This is a genomic window from Cupriavidus sp. SW-Y-13 (assembly GCF_009793345.1).
Lineage (GTDB): Bacteria > Pseudomonadota > Gammaproteobacteria > Burkholderiales > Burkholderiaceae > Cupriavidus.
On the sequence record NZ_WHLX01000001.1, the window covers coordinates 916,113 to 933,255 of the forward strand.

Genomic DNA, 17,143 nt, shown 5'->3' on the forward strand with positions numbered 1-17,143 from the left:
GCTTCTGCATGGGAATTCGCACAGCCGGTTCGTGTCTGAGGAAACGGGTCGACCAACAGGGGTGAGGTATTGCGATGTGGCAAGACGTGTTGAGATGGGGACGCTGGGGCCTGGTGGCGCTCGGCGCGCTGTGGCTGTCGGGGTGCGCAAGCACGATCACAACCGAGGTGACCGCATTCCGCGAAGCCACTTGGCAGAACGATGCGCCGCGCACCTATGCCTTTGATCGCGCGCCCCAGCAGGAAGGCCAGCTCGATCGGCAAACCTACGAACTCTGGCTGGCGCAGGCGCTGTCCGGCCTTGGTTTCGAGCAGACGCCCGCCGCGCAGGCCCGCTACCGGGTGACGATGGACTATGACGCGACGCCGGGCTTCGTGCGCGTGGCGGAAACCTACTACCCCGATCCCTGGTACGGCCCGTGGGGTCCCTACTGGGGACCGTATGGCTGGTATCGCCCCTACGGCCCCTATGGCTGGGGGCCGGGATACTGGCCGCCGCAGACCGTGGTACGCGACGTGCCAGTGACATTCTCGAACCTCCGCGTCTATTTCAAGGACGCGGCCAGCGGCAAGCGCGTCTATCAGGTGACGGCACGCAACACCACCGAAGGCGGCAGCCTGACCGGTGTCATGCCGTACATGATCCGCAGCGCGTTCCTGGATTTCCCGGCCGAAAGCGGAAGACCGCGTCGCGTCACGCTCGAAGTGGAGAAGGAAAAGAAGCCGTAAGGCAGCCAAGTCAGAGGGGATGCGTGCCGCATGCATTCGTCGACATTCGTCCACTGATGAGACGACGCGCAGTGCCTGCCACTCGGCAACACGATTTTTGCGCGCAGCCCCGTGAAAAACCTTGATTTGCGCATTGCAAAGGGCCGCCAGCACGTATTGACTGGGCTAGAATGGCCCCTCGATTTTTTTCGCCTTCTCTCCTGGACACGCAGATGAGCAGCAACACCCGCAGTGATGCACCGCAACATGTTCCGAACAGCCCCGAAGCGCAACTGCGCCTGGCGGCACTCGAATATCACCGCAGCCCGACCAAGGGCAAGATTCAGGTAACGGCCACGAAGGCGCTGTCGAACCAGCGCGATCTGTCGCTGGCCTACTCGCCTGGCGTGGCGTATGCGTGCGAGGAGATCCACAAGGACCCGGCGATGGCTGCCGAGTACACCTCGCGCGGCAACCTGGTGGCCGTGATCACGAACGGTACGGCGGTGCTGGGTCTGGGCGACATCGGCCCGCTGGCCGGCAAGCCGGTGATGGAAGGCAAGGGTTGCCTGTTCAAGAAGTTCGCGGGCATCGACGTATTCGACATCGAACTCGATGCACGCGATCCGGACAAGATCGTGGAAATCGTCGCCGCGCTGGAGCCCACGCTCGGCGGCGTGAACCTTGAAGACATCAAGGCGCCCGAGTGCTTCTACATCGAGAAGCAACTGCGCGAGCGCATGAACATTCCCGTCTTCCACGACGACCAGCATGGCACCGCGATCATCTCCGCCGCTGCACTGCTGAACGGCCTGAAGGTCGTGGGCAAGGAAATCGGCAAGGTCAAGCTGGCGGTGTCGGGTGCCGGCGCTGCAGCCATCGCCTGCCTGGACACCATGGTCAGCCTCGGCGTGAAGCGCGAGAACGTCTTCGTGGTGGATTCGAAGGGCGTGATCTTCCAGGGGCGCGATGCCAACATGGAGGCCAACAAGGCCCGCTATGCACAGGACACCACGGCCCGTACGCTGGCCGATATCGTCGATGGCGCCGACGTGTTCCTGGGTTGCTCCACCGCAGGCGTGCTGACGGGCGACATGGTCAAGACGATGGCCGACAAGCCCATCATCCTGGCACTGGCGAACCCGGAACCGGAAATCCGCCCGGAGGTGGCCAAGGCCGCGCGTCCGGACTGCATCATCGCCACGGGCCGCTCGGACTATCCGAATCAGGTCAACAACGTGCTGTGCTTCCCGTACATCTTCCGTGGCGCGCTCGATTGCGGCGCGACGAAGATCACGGAAGAAATGAAGCTGGCCTGCGTGAAGGCGATTGCCGAACTGGCCGAAGCCGAACTCAACGATGCCGTGGCCGCAGCCTACGGTGGCCGTGAACTGAAGTTCGGTCCCGACTACATCATCCCGACGCCGTTCGACCAGCGCCTGATCGAGAAGATCGCGCCGGCCGTGGCCAAGGCTGCCGAAGAGTCGGGCGTGGCGACGCGTCCGATTCAGGATCTCGACGCCTATCGTCAGCAACTCTCGAGCTACGTGTATCACACGGGCCTGATCATGAAGCCCGTGTTCTCCGCCGCCAAGGCAGCGCCGAAGCGCGTGGCCTATGCCGAGGGCGAAGAAGAGCGCGTGCTGCGCGCCGTGCAAAGCGTGGTCGATGAAGGCCTGGCACGTCCGATCCTGATCGGTCGTCCGCACGTGATCCAGATGCGTATCGAGAAGGCTGGCCTGCGCCTGCGTTCGGGTGTCGATTTCGAACTCATCAATCCGGAAGACGATCCGCGTTACCGCGCCTACCACGAGGCTTACCACGCGCTGCGTGGCCGCGATGGCGTGACGCCGGACATGGCCAAGGTGGCACTGCGCCGCTCGAACACGCTGATCGGCACGATGCTGATGCACATGGGCGATGCGGACGCGCTGCTGTGCGGTACGGTAGGCCGTTTCGAAGCACACCTGGAACATGTGCGCGACGTGATCGGTCTGGCGCCGGATGCCAAGGTATTTGCGGCGATGAACGCGCTGATGCTGGAGAAGCACACGCTGTTCATCACCGACACCTTCGTCAACGACGATCCGAGCGCCGAGGAACTGGCGGCAATCGCGCAACTGGCGGCGCAGGAAATCGCGCGTTTCGGTCTGCATCCGAAGGCAGCGATGATGTCGCACTCGATGTTCGGTTCGTCGAACCGTCCGTCGGCGCAGAAGATGCGTGAAGCCGCAGCGATCCTGGCCCGCGTGGCGCCGGAACTGGAAGTCGAAGGCGAAATGCAGGGCGATGCCGCACTCGACGAAGACGTGCGCCGCCACTTCCTGCCGAGCACGAAGCTGGCTGGCAGCGCCAACCTGCTGGTCATGCCGACGCTGGATGCGGCCAACATCGCGTTCAACCTGCTCAAGATGACGGGCGGCCAGGGCGTGACGGTGGGTCCGATCCTGCTGGGCGCGGCCAAGCCGGTTCACATCCTGAACCCGCAAGCCACCACCCGCCGCATCGTCAACATGACGGCCGTGGCCGTGGCGGAAGCCAACGCGATCCGCTGATCCGCTGATCCGAGTAGAGTCGAAAAAAAACCGGGCCGCATATGCGGCCCGGTTTTTTTTGTCGGTGCGCTGGCACTTCTGCCGGGGTGTCAGCGCGTCGGCGAGTCAGTACGCACAGTCGTGCCCGCTCACTGCAGCACGTTGTACTGCTCCCGCATCACCACGATGATCGAACGGGCGGCGGCCATTTGCTGCGACAAGTCATCGAAGCACTCCTGGCGGAGATCGACCTCAGCACTCCAGTTGCAACCCGTATGGTCCGGCTGATGCACACGCATCGCGTGCAATTCCATCTCGCCGCACTCCGGGTTGTTGTCCAGGCATTGGCTCAATATGGCCATGAGTTCCGATCGGGACTTCACATAGCGCCGCATGCGTCACCTCTCTCGTCCTGATTTACGTGGTCCGGCACACAGTCCGGAAAACCAATCTAGGTAGAAGAGAACATAGTCGCCAATTGAAAGCGACTATGAAGCAGCCGTTTCCCATCCTGCTTCCGTTGCGCAACGTCTTGCTGCGTCGCAGCATGTTGTGCGCAGCATTGTGCCGGCGAGCGGCGCCTGGCGCGCACGAAAGCGCATGAAAAAAGCCTGCCGCGAGGGCAGGCTTTCAGGGCTGCTGTATACCTTGCGATCAGAACTTGTGGCGCACGCCCACGCCGAAGCTGTCGCCGTGCTCAAGGCCCGTGATCTTGTCGTAGTAGTACGCGGCGTAGACGTCGGTACGCTTCGACAGGTTGTAGTCGTAGGCCACTGCCATCGTGTTGCGCTTGAAGCTCGACAGCTCGTTCAGCACACGGCCATACGTGTACGACGCCAGGATGTTGCCGGCGCCCACGGGAATCGACACGCCACCCTGACCGTCGATGTGCTTGATGTCGCCGTTCACATTGTTGTTCACGTCGGTCTTGATGTACTGGCCTTGCAGGAACACCTTGACGACCTTGAAGTCGTACGAGGCGCCGGCCTGCACTGCCGTCTGCTTGTCGAAGCCGACGATGTACGGCGTGTTGGCGTTTGGCGTGGTCGGTGCGTTGGTCAGGTCGAACGGCGTGTTGTCGAACTTGACCTGCTGGAATGCCACCGTGGCTGCCACAGGACCCGAGAAGTAGGTCACGTTGCCGCCCCACTTGGCCTTGCTGGCGTTGCCGGCCGACTCACCCGCGCTGTAGATGAAGTTGGCGGTCAGGCCACCAAAGTTCGGCGTCGAGTAGACGATCGAGTTGTTCCAGCCCGAATCGCCGATGATGCCCGGGTCGTACACGCGGCCATTGTTCGCGCCGAAGTACGTGTGGAAAATCATCGGGCTGAAGACGTACGAGTCAACCAGCGGATTGAACAGGATCGTGGAGACGAAGTAGGGCGTGGTGTTGCGGCCCAGCTTCACCGAACCATAGCGATCGTTCTGCAGGCCGACATACGCATTGCGGCTGAACATCGAGTCGCCGTTGAAGCGGCCCATGCTGCCGGAGTCGGTGCGGAAGAAGCCGTTCAGGTCGAAGATTGCCTTCGTGCCCAGGCCCAGGTCTTCCGTACCCTTGATCCCCCAGTACGACGTTTGCATGCCACCCGAGTTGGCAACGTAGGCGCGGTCCGCGCCGCCCACGCTCTTGATGCCACCGACGAACATGTCAGCCTGGCCATACAGCGTGACGCTGGATTGGGCCATGGCCGCGCCGGAGAAAAGGGTAGCCGCGATTGCCGCCAGCTTGAAAGCCGGCTTGTACTGCTTCTTCATGTTTAAGACCTCCGTGGTTGTAATGCTGCTCAGAACGTTTTTTCTTGTGTGCCGGAACCCTTCAGGGTTTCTTTGGTACTACGTCCCTCGGCCGCGCTCGGAAGTCTGACTGTGCATTGGGGACCGGCGCGGCCGGGGACGTTGTTTGACAGCAGGCATGGCTCGCTGAACGTCCCTGAATTTCTCTCTCTCTTCTACCGTTATGGTTTTGATTTCAGGCGGATACTAAGTCGTTCAACCGGAACTGCGCAATGCGATGGATCTGGTTGATGCAAGTTTGCAACTCGACATCGGGTGCGTTCTCCAAACGCCTTGCAAAAGCGTCGATGATGCCGTGGCGATCGTAGCCACGAACCGCCAGGATGAAGGGGAATCCAAACTTCTGGTTGTAGGCCGCATTCAGATTCTGGAGGCGCTGGAATTCCTCCGGCGTGCATTGATCCAGTCCGGCACCGGCCTGTTCCCGCGTGGACTCCGCGGTCAGTTCGCCGCGCACCGCAGCCTTGCCCGCAAGTTCCGGGTGAGCGCGTACGAGCTTCAGTTGGGCCTCCTTGCCGGCTGCATCCACGGCACCGCGCAATGCGGTGGCGAGTTCCGCCGTGTTGGCGAAAGGTCGCTGCTTCGATGCGGCTTCGGCAAACCACGGCGAGTGCTCGTAGATGCCGCCGAGGACTTTGACGAATTCTGCTTCGGGCAGTCCATTGATCTGCGCGATGGTGTATGGGTTGTGGGTCGTTGTGCTCATGCCTGGCTCCGGTGGGGATGGGTTTCGATCCAGTGGCGTGCGATATCGACACGCCGACAGATCCACACCTTGTCGTGCGACTGCACGTAGTCCAGGAATTTCTGGAGCGCGCGGAAGCGGCCCGGGCGGCCCAGCAGTCGGCAATGCATGCCTACCGACAGCATCTTTGGCGCGTCGAGTCCGCTCGGGTCGCCCTCGGCATACAGCACGTCGAACGCGTCCTTCAGGTACTGGAAGAATTGATCGCCGGTATTGAAGCCCTGCGGCGTGGCGAAGCGCATGTCGTTGGAGTCGAGCGTATACGGCACCACCAGGTGCGGCTTCTTCTCGCCACCGGTGACTTCCACTTCGGTCCAGAAAGGCAGGTCGTCGCCGTAGTAGTCGGCGTCGTAGAGCAGCCCGCCGTGTTCCACGACGAGGCGGCGTGTGTTGGGGCTGTCGCGGCCCGTGTACCAGCCGAGCGGCATCTCGCCGGTCAGGTCCTTGATGATCTGCATGCCGATGCGCATGTGCTCGCGCTCGGTGGCTTCGTCCATGCCTTGGTAGTGGATCCAGCGCCAGCCGTGGCAGGCGATCTCGTGACCGAGTTCGACGAACGCGCGCGTGAGTTCGGGATGGCGCTGCAGTGCCATCGATACGCCGAAGATGGTGAGCGGCAGCTTGCGTTGCTCGAACTCGCGCAGGATGCGCCAGACGCCGGCACGCGAACCGTACTCGTAGACGCCTTCCATGCTCATGTGCCGCGCGGGGTAGGCCGCGGCACCGATGATCTCGGACAGGAACTGCTCGGAAGCGGCGTCGCCGTGCAGCACGCAGTTCTCGCCGCCCTCCTCGTAATTGAGCACGAACTGCAGCGCGATGCGTGCGCCGCCCGGCCAGCGGGCGTGCGGCGGCTGGGCGCCGTAGCCGATGAGATCGCGTGGATAGTTATCGTGTTTCATCTGGTTATGTTTGCTTCAGGTGCCTCAGGAGAAAACTCGGAGAAATCAAAAAAACGTTTGCTCGTCCGGCGTCCCTGGCAGCGGCTTCACTTATGCAAAGCGCGTGCCAGAAAGACTCCGGCGGGCTTGACATCGTGGCGGCAACGTGGCCACAAATTGTTGCCGCCCGATTGTCGTTCGAGATTGTTGGCGGTCAATCGTCGGCGGCGTTACTCCGTGCCGTGCGAGTTTGCCGCGGCGTTGCGCATGGCTTCATCGGCAGACTGGATGCCGTTGAAGAACAGGTTCAACGCCACTGCGACGATGGTGCCGAGCACGATGCCGCTGTGCGTGAACGGGTCGGTCCACTTGGGCAGATACTGGAACAGCGTGGGCGACAGCGTGGGAATCATGCCGAAGCCGATCGAGATCGCCACGATGAACAGGTTGTGGCGGTTCTTGTTGAAGTCGCACGAACCCAGGATGCGGATACCCGTGGCCGCCACCATGCCGAACATCACGATGCCGGCGCCGCCGAGCACGAACTGCGGCACCGAAGCCACCACGTGGGCCATCTTCGGGAACAGGCCGAACGCGATCAGGATCAGGCCGCCGGCTGCCGCCACGTAGCGTGAGCGCACGCCGGTTACCGTGACCAGACCCACGTTCTGCGAGAACGAGGTGTACGGGAAGGTGTTGAACACGCCGCCGATCACCGTGCCCAGGCCATCGGCGCGCAGGCCGGCCGTCAGGTCGCTGCGGCTCAGCTTGCGGCCCGTGATGTCGGACAGCGCCAGGAACATGCCGGTGGACTCCACCAGTGTGATCAGCATGACGATGCACATCGACAGGATGGCGGTGATCTCGAATGTCGGCATGCCGAAGTGGAACGGCGTGATGACGGCCACGTAGCTCGCGTCATGCAGGCCGTCGAACGACACCTTGCCAAAGGCCATGGCCACCAGCGTGCCGACGATGATGCCGAGCAGCACCGCGCAGTTCGATACCAGTCCGCGGCCGTACTTGCTCAGCACGAGGATCACCAGCAGCACCAGCCCGGCGATGCCGAGGTTGGTCAGATCGCCGTAGGCAAGGTTGGGTACTTCCTTGACCACGCCATCGATCACGGCGCGGGTGGTGGGTTGTCCGCCACCGGCCCAGTTGATGCCCACCCGCATCAGCGACACACCGATCAGCGTGATCACGGTGCCGGTCACCACGGGTGGGAAGAGTCCCAACATGCGCCCCATCATCGGCGCGATCAGGATGCCGAACAGTCCTGACGCGATCACCGCGCCATAGATGCCGAGCAGGCCGACGTTGGGATCGTTGCCGATGGCGATCATCGGTGCCACCGATGCGAACGTGACGCCCATCATCACCGGCAGCCGGATGCCGAACTTCCAGAAACCGATGGCCTGGATCAGCGTAGCCAGGCCCGCTGCGAAGAGGTCGGCATTGATCAGGAAGGCGAGCTGATCCTTGGGGAGCCTGAGCGCACCGCCGACGATCAGCGGAACCGCCACCGTGCCGGCATACATCACCAGTACATGCTGCAGGCCCAGCGCCAGCAACCGCCCGGAGGGCAGCCGCTCGTTTGTGAGATCCGTGGGGACCGTGGTGCTTGCGGAATTCATGGGTGTGTCTCCTCTCCTTTGGTTTTGGATGGGAACGCGCGCCGGGTTTTACCCTTGACCGTTTTGTCGGCGCCTCTTGTCGTGGGCACTTGTTGACGGTTCTTGTCCGGTTTCCTGCCGTGCCTATGACGGGCGAATGTGGTGGCTAAACCGGTGGGTCTGCATCGGCAACAGGGGATGTCTGTTGCCCGGCGGCGGGAACATTGCGCTAGGTGGAGCGGCCCAGCACGCTGCGAAGATCGAAATTGCCTGGTTCATCGGGTTGCACGCGATCGGCGCACGCGCCAAGGTGGTGCGCCATGCGCGACTTGGCCAGGGCAGCGTCGCCCTGTTCCAGTGCGTCGAGAATCTCGTCGTGCTCATCGAACGAACACGCGTTGTGGCCGGGGGCTTCCACGCTGGCAATCATCAGCGTGGTGCGCGACACCAGGCGGCGCATCATCGTTACCAATAGTTCGTTGCCGGACAGCTCGGCCAGTGCGGTATGGAATTCGGCGGACAAGCGAATCCAGCGCGGACGCTCGTGAGTCAGGAACGCCTGGCGCTCGTCGTTCACCATCTTGCGCAGCGGGGCGATCACGGCACGCACGTTCGGCAGGGAAGCCAGCTTGTCGAGCACGGCGCGCTCGAGCATCTGGCGCAGTTCGAACATGTCATGGGCCTCGTCCGTGGACGGGCTGGCGATGAACGCGCCACGGTTCGGTTCCAGATCCACCATGCCGTCGGCGGCCAGTCGCGACAGCACCTTGCGCACGGTGTGGCGCGCGGTGGCATAGATCTCGCAAAGCGAGTGCTCCGTCAGCTTGGTGCGCGGCGGCAGGCGGTGCTCCATGATCGCGTCGTAGATCTCGTGATACATGCGCTCTTCCACCGATCCCTTGCGGGCAGGCTTGTTGTCGAGGGACGCAGGCAGTACGTCGGCGGCGGTGGGGGCAATGAGCTTGAGATTCTTGGACATCCTGGACACTCGCAAAAAAGCTGAAGGGGCGATGGTCAGTGATCGTAGCGACCGGTCATCAGATCGACATCAAGCGTCTTGATATCGGTCATACGGCTGCATGGATCTAAAAATTGTTGACAATTATTTGGATATGCAAGCACCATTGTCAACAAAACCGAGTACGGTTTTTGACAACCGCGGGTATCTACCGAGTTGTCACCGGGTCGGTGCAGGCGCATTGTCGCCACGCACCAACCTAGCGCCGGGATGCGTTGAAATACGTACCGAGCGGGCACCATTCCCCACAAATGGTGCTAGTGAAGGCAGCGGCGCCCCTCACAACCCACACTCCAAAGGAAGAACAGGATGGGACGCTTGACCACTCACGTTCTCGACACCGCAGCCGGCACGCCCGGCGCCGGCATGTCGGTTACCCTGCATAAAATTGTCGACAATCGTCGCGAGACCCTGAAGTCGATCCAGACCAACCACGACGGCCGTGCAGACCAGCCCCTGCTGGAAGGTGCCGACCTGCAGGTTGGCGTCTACGAACTCGATTTCGGCGCCGGCGACTACTTCCGCGCGCAGGGCACCAGGCTGCCCGAGCCCGCATTCCTCGACGTGGTGACCCTGCGTTTCGGCATTGCCGATACGAGCGGCCACTACCACGTGCCGCTGCTGGTCTCGCCGTGGTCGTACTCGACCTATCGCGGTAGCTGAAGCGGTCGGAAGGGAAAGGAGACAAGTCATGGAAGGCTACATTCTCGACTGGGCCAATCTGCTGTTGCGCTGGCTGCACGTCATCACCGCAATCGCCTGGATCGGCTCATCGTTCTACTTCGTCTGGCTCGACAACAGCCTGACGCCCCCCACCGACGAGAACCTGAAGGAGAAGGGTGTCGGCGGCGAACTCTGGGCCGTGCACGGCGGCGGCTTCTACAACCCGCAGAAGTACCTCTCGTCGCCGGCCAAACTGCCCGAGCATCTGCACTGGTTCTACTGGGAGTCGTATTCCACGTGGATGAGCGGCTTCGCGCTGTTCGTGGTGCTGTACCTGTTCAACGCGAGCACGTTCCTGATCGACAAGAACGTCTTCGACATGTCGCCGGGCGCGGCAGTCGGGTTCGCGGTGTCATACCTGATCGCCGGCTGGGTGGTCTATGACGCCATCTGCCGCATCTTCGGCAAGAGCGACAAGACGGTTGGTATCCTCGTGGCGATTTACGTGGGTGTGGCCGCATACGTGGCGTGCCATATCTTCTCGGGTCGCGCGGCATTCCTGCTGACCGGCGCGATGATCGCCACGATCATGAGCGCGAACGTGCTGTTCTGGATCATTCCGGGCCAGCGCAAGGTGGTGGCAGCCCTGCGGGCCGGCAAGCCGGTGGATCCGATCCACGGCAAGCGTGCCAAGCAGCGCAGCGTGCACAACACGTACTTCACGCTGCCGGTGCTGTTCGCGATGCTGTCGAACCACTACAGCATGACGTATGCGGCAAAGAACAACTGGGCCGTGCTGATCGCGATCATGCTGGCCGGCGTGTTCATCCGTCAGTTCTTCATCCTGAAGCACAAGGGCAAGATCAACATCGCGTGGCCGGCCGCTGGTGTGGCGTGCCTGGGCGTGGTGGCGTTCCTGATCGCACCGCAGCCGCGTCCGCAAGTGGCCAAGGCCGATGGCGCTGCCGCCAACGCGGTGAGCTTCGTCAAGGTGCAGGAGATCATGAACTCGCGCTGCGTGCAGTGTCATGCCGAGCAGCCGAAGATGATGCCGACGGCTGCCAAGGGCATCAAGCTCGATACCGTGGATGACATCAAGTCGCATGCCCAGCTGATCTATCAGCAGGCTGTGCAGCAGAAGGCGATGCCGCTGGGCAACGTCACGCAGATCACGGACGACGAGCGCGCATTGCTGGGCCAGTGGTTCGAAGGCGGCGCCAAGACAACCAACTGAACTACCAACTGAATTTGACCGAGCATCGGTGATCGACGGTTCGGAGGCTGCGCAGTTGGCAGTCGGCTGTACCGAACCGGCGAGGGTTTGAACGGGGCTTCGTGCCCCGTTTTTTTATTATTGCGTAGGTGCCTCAGCCGCCGACATTGAACAGCGCCAGCAGGCCCAGTACCAGGAAGATTGCAGCGGCGATCTTGTGCACCAGGGCGATGGGCATCTTGTTGGCGAACTTGTCGCCAAGCAGCACGGCAGGGGCATTGGCGAGCATCATCCCGAGCGTCGTGCCTGCTACCACGGCCAGGACTTCACCATGGAAACGCGCAGCCAGCGCCACGGTGGCGATCTGCGTCTTGTCGCCCATTTCGGCAAAGAAGAATGCCACGATGGTTGTACCCAGGATGCCGAGCGTGGTCTTGGCAGGCTTGGTGTCTTCGGCGTCGTCCAGCTTGTCCGGGATCAGCATCCATGCCGCCATGGCGATAAAGCCCAGGCCCAGGATCCACCGCAGGAGATTCGCGCCCAGCACATCGGTCAGCCATCCACCCAGTGCCCCGGCAAAACCGTGGTTGACCAGTGTGGCGATCAGGATGCCGAGAATGATGGGGATGGGTTTGCGATACCGTGCTGCGAGGACGAGCGAAAGCAATTGCGTCTTGTCGCCCATTTCCGCGAGCGCGACGATCCCTGTGGAGACGAGGAATGAGGATGCCATTTCTTATAGGTCGAATAACCGGGCCGAAGGCGCATCTGCGAGATGCCAATGACGCATGCCTTTCCCGGCCCGGCCAGAAAGGTATGGTCATCGGTCTCGCCAGGCGCCGGACGCAAGGTCCAGAGCTGCGCACGCCATAACTGCGGTGGCAGTCAAGTCTGTTGACGTACGCCCCTGTCTTCCGGATGCCGCATTGCGCGGCGCGGTGAGATCAGGGCGGCTACTCCCCAATGGAAGGCCGCATTGTAGCCAGAGCGGTGGATGATGTCCACCAATCCGGCGTAAATGCTAGTTTTTGAGAACGGTTCTCAGTAGATGGTGCGTATCAGACGGGGACCGGCGAGTTCTCGCTGGTCTGGCGACCGCGGAAATCGGTCCAGCAAAGTGCCTTGAAATCGTAGAGTTTGCAGCGGCGCGCCGTGCGGAAGTACCAGCGCCACGAGAAGTTCTCGATGATGATGCGGCCCGGCAGTGCGTGTTCGAGCAGTGCCTGGGCCTTCTTGAGCCGGTACAGCGGCACGCTCATGTCCACGTGGTGCGCGGTGTGCTCCATGATGTGATGCAGCGCGGCGCCGATACCCATGCCGAAGCGCAGGTGGACCGTGGTCGAGACGAACGGCTGCGCCTTGGACCACATCGGCTTGGTGTCGTACCACGCCACGCTCGTATGCGTGTGGTGGACGTACAGGACGAAGCCGACCGTGGTGTTCCAGATCAGGAACGGCAGCACGAAACCCGTGCCGATCATCAACAGGACCGACTGCTCCGTGGCCATCGCCAGCACTGCCAACGCACCGATCCACAGCGCGCCGAAGGCGGCGACCAGTGCGCAATCCCACATGAAGATTGCACGACGGGTTGCCATCTGGCGCTTGCTCGGGAAAAACAGCTTGAACCACCAGATTTCGATGAGGTAGTACAGGCCGGCGCCGAATCCATTCCGGTAGATCCGCTCCATCACGCGGCGGCGGCGCGGCAGCGCGCGGAATTCTTCCAGCGAGTAGGGCGCCCACACGAAGTCGAAGCCCTTGAGATTGGTATAGCCGTGATGGACCACGTTGTGGCCCACTTCCCACAGGCTGTACGGCGTGAGCGACGGCAGGAAGGTCAGCCGGCCGAGCCATTTGTTCAGGCCGCGGTTGTCGGTCAGGCTCTGGTGGCAGGCGTCATGGCCGATGATGAACAGGCGGGCGATGATCAGGCCGGCCAGCACACCCAGACCGACCTTGGCCCACCATGCCGGCACCAGTACCACGCCGGCCAGCACTGCCGCGAACAGCAGATAGTCGAACGCGAACAGCATCAGCGCGCGCGGCGTGCTGCGGTCCCCGAGCGGGATCAGCCAGCTGCGGATGGTCTTGCGATTGGGAAAGGGGGCTTCGAACGCGATGGGTTCGGGCAGGGGAAGGTTGCCGCGTGTATGCGGCTGGCCGGGATTGCTGGCCCCAGCGTCGGCCGAGGCGTCGGCAGCAGATAGGGTGTCGGATCGGGCAGTCATCGATGTGTCAGGCTTGTCGGAGTCGAGGCTGCGCCCATCCTATACGGCAAAAGCGGAGGGGCGCATGAATCCGACAGGCTAGAAGGGTTTGATGACTGTTGTGTTGATCCCAATCAAGACACTTGGGCTATTAGGGATATTTCTGGTCAGGAATCGGAAGGTTGTTTGCGCTCGGACACCTTTCAGGACGCCATTGTGCGGGTGGCTTCGCCCATCACATAGACGTTGTCGATCACGCGGTCGTCGCCCAGCATGGCGAACGCGAACAGTTGCTCTTCCAGCGTTTCGCAGCGGCTGCTGCGGCGTCCGATCAGCGGCGTGGCCTCCGGGTCCAGCACGATGAAGTCGGCTTCGCAACCTGTCTCGAAACTGCCCACGCGGTCCTGCCAGCCGAGCGCATCGGCCGCCGCGCGCGTGGCCAGGTAGAACATCCGCAGCGCGGTCAGGTGATAGCCGCCCATGCGCGCCACCTTGTGTGCGGCATTCATCGTGCGGAACATCGAGAACGACGTGCCGCCGCCCACGTCGGTGGCCAGTGTCACGTTGAGGCGATTGGCATCGGATTGGTGGAAGTCGTAGAAGCCGCTGCCCAGGAACAGGTTCGACGTCGGGCAATGTGCCACGGCTGCGCCGCTGTCGGCCAGGCGAACGCGGTCCTCGGGGTCGAGGTAGATCGCGTGGCCGTAGAACGCGCCGGGGCGCAGCAGGCTGTAGCGGTCATAGACGTCGAGGTAGCTGCGCGCATCGGGGAACAGCTCCGCCACCCATTTCACTTCGTCGCGGTTTTCGGCAACGTGAGTCTGGATGAAAACATCCGAATGGGCGCGCGCGAGTTCGCCGCAGGCGGCCAGTTGGGCCTCGGTGGAGGTCGGGGCGAAGCGCGGCGTGATGGCATAGGCCAGACGGTCCTTGCCATGCCACTTCGAGATCAGGTCCGCCGAATCGCGCGCACCGGTCTCGGCGGTGTCGCGCAGGAATTCGGGGCAGTTGCGGTCCATCATCACCTTGCCGGTGATCATGCGCAGGTTGCGCGCCTGGCTGGCGGCGAACAGCGCATCGGCGGACGCAGCGTGCACGGTGCTCCACACCATCGCCGTCGTGGTGCCGTTGCGCAGCAGTTCGTCGGTGAAGAAGTCGGCCACGCCGCGCGCGTAGGTGGCGTCGCTGAAGCGGCGCTCCTCGGGGAAGGTGTACGTGTCGAGCCAGTGCAGCAGGCCCGGCGACGGCGACGCGATGATATCGGTCTGCGGATAGTGGACGTGCGTGTCGATAAAGCCCGGCACGATCAGCTTGCCGCGATGATCGATGACTTCGGCGCCAACCGGGATGTCGTGCGACAGGTCTGCGTAGGCACCGGCCGCAGCGATGTGGCCGTTCGTGACGATCAGCAGGCCGTCTTCCCAATACTCGTAGGCATCCTCATGAAACTGCGGATCGCGCAGGAAATGGAGGATGCGGCCGCGCACGGCGCGGGTGCCGGAGGTGTTCGGGAAGGAGGGGGCAGTCGTCGTCATCGTCTTGTCTCAGGGGCGGCCGGAGCCAGCGCCCGCGCGGATCTTGCGATCTTGCAGCGGGCGCGGCGCCGGCATTCTTCGTATGTGCCCGGTCAGGTCGTGGGGTTCACGTTGGCCGTTGCAGGCGGGTGGGTGGGCGTGGCCGACCAGAAGTGGTCGACTTCGGCCAGGAAATCGGCTTTCCGCGCGTCCGGCAGGAAGGCCGCTTCGAAACTGTTGCGGGCCAGCTTGTAGGCGTCTGCTGCATCCAGCGGCAGCGCATCGAACGTGGCTTCCCAGTTGGCGTTCATGTAGCCGCCGAAATACGCAGGATCGTCCGAGTGCAGCGTCACGGCCACGCCAGCATCCAGCAGCTTTTTCAGCGAATGATCGGCCAGGTCCGGGTACACCTTCAGCTTCTGGTTCGACAGCGGGCACACGGTCAGCGCGATGCGTTCGCGTGCGAGGCGCTGCACCAGTGCGTCGTCGTCGATGGCACGCACGCCGTGGTCGATGCGCTCCACCTTGAGGATGTCCAGGGCATCCGTCACGTACTGTGCCGGGCCTTCCTCGCCAGCGTGTGCCACGAGTCGCAGGCCCAGTTCCTTCGCACGGGCAAACACGCGCGCGAACTTCTCGGGCGGGTTGCCACGCTCGGACGAATCGAGTCCCACGCCGACGAAGCGGTCGCGGTAGGGCAGCGCGGCTTCGAGCGTGGCGAACGCGTCTTCCTCGGAAAGATGGCGAAGGAAGCAGAGAATCAGGCTGCTCGAAAAATCGTACTCGGTGCTGGCCTGCGCCAGCGCGTCGGAAATACCGTCGATCACGGTGCCCATCGGCACGCCACGTTCGGTGTGGGTTTGCGGATCGAAAAAGATCTCGGCATGGCGCACGTTGTCGGCGGCGGCGCGCTTCACGTAGTCCATCGTCATGTCGAAGAAATCTTCCTCGGTCAGCAGCACGCTGGCACCGGCGTAGTAGATATCCAGGAACGACTGCAAGTCCGTAAAGGCGTAGGCGGCGCGCAACGCTTCCACATCGGCATAGGCCAGCTTGACGTTGTTGCGCTGGGCCAGCCGGAAGATGCGCTCGGGTTCGAGCGTGCCTTCGATATGCACGTGCAATTCGGCTTTGGGAGTACGGCGGATCTTGTCCGCCAGCGCGGCATCAATGGTCATGGGGCCTCATTTTTCTATGACGACGGCCGGATCGCGGCCGTCTTGTTACGGATGCATCGCCTCCAGCCGGTGAGCGGACAGCGCAGCAATGCGCTGGTCGCGAACCTGAAGCAGCTGGGCGACGATGGCTACCGCAATCATAGCCGGTGCCTTGTCTGTGATGCCTGACACACCCATCGGGCATGTCATTTCGGGGAAGCGCGCGGGGTCGATACCGTGCTCCACCATGCGGTGCTCGAACTTGGCACGCTTGGTTTTCGAGCCGATCAGTCCGAAGTACGCAAAGTCGTTGCGACGGAAGATCCGCTCGCACAGGCTCTGATCGAGCGCATGGCTGTGCGTCATGACCAGGAAATACGTGCCGGCAGGTGCTTGATCCACCACGGTTTCCGGTGAGTCGGTGGCTTCCGCCTCGACGTTGTCGGGCAGGCCGCCCGGAAACAGCGTGTCGCGCTCATCCACCCAATGCACGGTACACGGCAGCGTGGCGAGCACCTTGACCAGTGCGTGGCCCACGTGACCCGCGCCGAACAGCACCACGTGCATGGGCGAGGGCACGAGCGTGTCGATCCACGTATCGTCGGCATGCAGCGTCACTGATGGCAGCAGTGCGCGGCTTTCCGACACGGTAACGTCGCCGGACAGTGCCACGGTCCGTTGCAGCGACTTCCCTTCGGCGAAGGATGCTTCGAGCGCGTCGAGCCACGCCAGATCCGCTGTGCCGAGCACCTCGAACGCGAGTTTCACCACGCCGCCGCAGCACTGGCCCAGCGCGGGCCCAAGCGGAATCCGCTCGATGCGGCGGTGCGGATTGCCCCGGACATGACGATTGGCGAGCATGGCCCGCGCGATGTCCATGCCACGCCACTCCAGGTGGCCGCCGCCGATCGTGCCGACGAGGTCATCGGCCGTCACCAGCATGCGGATGCCGGCCTCGCGCGGCGCGGAACCCTTGACCTCGACGATCGTGACCATGGCCACGGGCACGCCGGCTCGCAGCCAGCGGGCGGCATCGGCGAATCGGAATGGCTTGAGCGGGGCGTCCTGCATGATGTTTCCTTGCTCGC

At 62.8% G+C, this 17,143-nt stretch carries 15 protein-coding genes and 1 riboswitch; of the genes, 4 read left to right on the top strand and 11 right to left on the bottom strand.

The features are described 5' to 3' along the window. Window positions 1–74 precede the first annotated feature (74 nt). Both GA566_RS04195 and GA566_RS04200 read left to right on the top strand, forming a co-directional pair. A complete protein-coding gene (locus GA566_RS04195; RefSeq protein ID WP_137922972.1) occupies window positions 75–728 on the top strand; it encodes a DUF4136 domain-containing protein in 654 nt (217 codons plus the stop codon). Window positions 729–940: 212 nt separating this feature from the next. Further along, window positions 941–3,262, top strand: coding sequence for an NADP-dependent malic enzyme (locus GA566_RS04200; protein ID WP_137922973.1), 2,322 nt, complete (start codon window positions 941–943; stop codon window positions 3,260–3,262). A 128-nt stretch (window positions 3,263–3,390) separates the two neighbouring features. On the opposite strand, the gene GA566_RS04205 is transcribed toward GA566_RS04200, so the two are convergent. The 6 genes from GA566_RS04205 to GA566_RS04230 all read right to left on the bottom strand — a co-directional run bounded on the left by GA566_RS04205 (window position 3,391) and on the right by GA566_RS04230 (window position 9,259). Next, window positions 3,391–3,636, bottom strand: coding sequence for a hypothetical protein (locus GA566_RS04205; protein ID WP_137922974.1), 246 nt, complete (start codon window positions 3,634–3,636; stop codon window positions 3,391–3,393). Window positions 3,637–3,895: 259 nt separating this feature from the next. After that, the gene (locus GA566_RS04210; protein ID WP_137922975.1) at window positions 3,896–4,999 is read right to left on the bottom strand and encodes a porin; all 1,104 of its coding nucleotides are present in this window, start codon (window positions 4,997–4,999) and stop codon (window positions 3,896–3,898) included. Between the two features lie 214 nt (window positions 5,000–5,213). Next, window positions 5,214–5,744, bottom strand: coding sequence for a 2-oxo-4-hydroxy-4-carboxy-5-ureidoimidazoline decarboxylase (uraD, locus tag GA566_RS04215; protein WP_137922976.1), 531 nt, complete (start codon window positions 5,742–5,744; stop codon window positions 5,214–5,216). Beyond that, window positions 5,741–6,685, bottom strand: coding sequence for an allantoinase PuuE (gene puuE / locus GA566_RS04220; protein ID WP_137922977.1), 945 nt, complete (start codon window positions 6,683–6,685; stop codon window positions 5,741–5,743). Before puuE ends, uraD begins: the two co-directional genes overlap by 4 nt. Window positions 6,686–6,894: 209 nt before the next feature. Further along, a complete protein-coding gene (locus GA566_RS04225) occupies window positions 6,895–8,301 on the bottom strand; it encodes a nucleobase:cation symporter-2 family protein (protein ID WP_137922978.1) in 1,407 nt (468 codons plus the stop codon). A gap of 208 nt (window positions 8,302–8,509) precedes the next feature. After that, window positions 8,510–9,259 carry a GntR family transcriptional regulator gene (locus GA566_RS04230; RefSeq protein ID WP_137922979.1) on the bottom strand — a complete coding sequence of 250 codons (750 nt, stop codon included), beginning with the start codon at window positions 9,257–9,259 and terminating at the stop codon, window positions 8,510–8,512. Between the two features lie 348 nt (window positions 9,260–9,607). Between GA566_RS04230 and uraH the strand changes: the two genes are divergently transcribed. Together uraH and GA566_RS04240 are read left to right on the top strand one after the other, a co-directional pair. After that, entirely contained in the window at window positions 9,608–9,961 is a 354-nt protein-coding gene (uraH, locus tag GA566_RS04235) for a hydroxyisourate hydrolase (RefSeq protein ID WP_137922980.1), read from the top strand. 28 nt (window positions 9,962–9,989) lie between these two features. Continuing rightward, complete coding sequence (locus GA566_RS04240; RefSeq protein ID WP_137922981.1) at window positions 9,990–11,195, top strand: urate hydroxylase PuuD; 1,206 nt, start codon at window positions 9,990–9,992, stop codon at window positions 11,193–11,195. A gap of 133 nt (window positions 11,196–11,328) precedes the next feature. Here GA566_RS04240 and GA566_RS04245 read toward each other — a convergent pair whose 3' ends face one another. From GA566_RS04245 to xdhC, 5 genes are all read right to left on the bottom strand, one after another. Continuing rightward, window positions 11,329–11,907, bottom strand: coding sequence for a TMEM165/GDT1 family protein (locus GA566_RS04245; protein WP_137922982.1), 579 nt, complete (start codon window positions 11,905–11,907; stop codon window positions 11,329–11,331). A gap of 67 nt (window positions 11,908–11,974) precedes the next feature. After that, a riboswitch (yybP-ykoY riboswitch) is annotated at window positions 11,975–12,148 on the bottom strand. An 84-nt stretch (window positions 12,149–12,232) separates the two neighbouring features. Beyond that, on the bottom strand, window positions 12,233–13,405 hold the full coding sequence (locus GA566_RS04250; protein WP_137922983.1) for a fatty acid desaturase: 1,173 nt from the start codon (window positions 13,403–13,405) through the stop codon (window positions 12,233–12,235). A 182-nt stretch (window positions 13,406–13,587) separates the two neighbouring features. After that, entirely contained in the window at window positions 13,588–14,919 is a 1,332-nt protein-coding gene (gene guaD / locus GA566_RS04255; protein ID WP_137922984.1) for a guanine deaminase, read from the bottom strand. Between the two features lie 92 nt (window positions 14,920–15,011). Continuing rightward, window positions 15,012–16,076 (bottom strand): adenosine deaminase, encoded by a 1,065-nt coding sequence (locus GA566_RS04260; protein ID WP_137922985.1) that lies wholly within the window; start codon window positions 16,074–16,076, stop codon window positions 15,012–15,014. 45 nt (window positions 16,077–16,121) lie between these two features. Continuing rightward, entirely contained in the window at window positions 16,122–17,126 is a 1,005-nt protein-coding gene (gene xdhC, locus GA566_RS04265; protein ID WP_160471741.1) for a xanthine dehydrogenase accessory protein XdhC, read from the bottom strand. Between the last annotated feature and the right edge of the window lie 17 nt (window positions 17,127–17,143).

Excerpts from the sequence above, each read along its gene's own strand:
- GA566_RS04250 (WP_137922983.1), bottom strand. The coding sequence starts at position 13,405 with ATGACTGCCCGATCCGACACCCTATCTGCTGCCGACGCCTCGGCCGAC.
- uraH (WP_137922980.1), top strand. The coding sequence starts at position 9,608 with ATGGGACGCTTGACCACTCACGTTCTCGACACCGCAGCCGGCACGCCC.
- GA566_RS04260 (WP_137922985.1), bottom strand. The coding sequence starts at position 16,076 with ATGACCATTGATGCCGCGCTGGCGGACAAGATCCGCCGTACTCCCAAA.
- GA566_RS04205 (WP_137922974.1), bottom strand. The coding sequence starts at position 3,636 with ATGCGGCGCTATGTGAAGTCCCGATCGGAACTCATGGCCATATTGAGC.
- puuE (WP_137922977.1), bottom strand. The coding sequence starts at position 6,685 with ATGAAACACGATAACTATCCACGCGATCTCATCGGCTACGGCGCCCAG.
- GA566_RS04225 (WP_137922978.1), bottom strand. The coding sequence starts at position 8,301 with ATGAATTCCGCAAGCACCACGGTCCCCACGGATCTCACAAACGAGCGG.
- uraD (WP_137922976.1), bottom strand. The coding sequence starts at position 5,744 with ATGAGCACAACGACCCACAACCCATACACCATCGCGCAGATCAATGGA.
- GA566_RS04210 (WP_137922975.1), bottom strand. The coding sequence starts at position 4,999 with ATGAAGAAGCAGTACAAGCCGGCTTTCAAGCTGGCGGCAATCGCGGCT.
- GA566_RS04200 (WP_137922973.1), top strand. The coding sequence starts at position 941 with ATGAGCAGCAACACCCGCAGTGATGCACCGCAACATGTTCCGAACAGC.
- GA566_RS04195 (WP_137922972.1), top strand. The coding sequence starts at position 75 with ATGTGGCAAGACGTGTTGAGATGGGGACGCTGGGGCCTGGTGGCGCTC.
- guaD (WP_137922984.1), bottom strand. The coding sequence starts at position 14,919 with ATGACGACGACTGCCCCCTCCTTCCCGAACACCTCCGGCACCCGCGCC.
- GA566_RS04240 (WP_137922981.1), top strand. The coding sequence starts at position 9,990 with ATGGAAGGCTACATTCTCGACTGGGCCAATCTGCTGTTGCGCTGGCTG.
- GA566_RS04245 (WP_137922982.1), bottom strand. The coding sequence starts at position 11,907 with ATGGCATCCTCATTCCTCGTCTCCACAGGGATCGTCGCGCTCGCGGAA.
- xdhC (WP_160471741.1), bottom strand. The coding sequence starts at position 17,126 with ATGCAGGACGCCCCGCTCAAGCCATTCCGATTCGCCGATGCCGCCCGC.
- GA566_RS04230 (WP_137922979.1), bottom strand. The coding sequence starts at position 9,259 with ATGTCCAAGAATCTCAAGCTCATTGCCCCCACCGCCGCCGACGTACTG.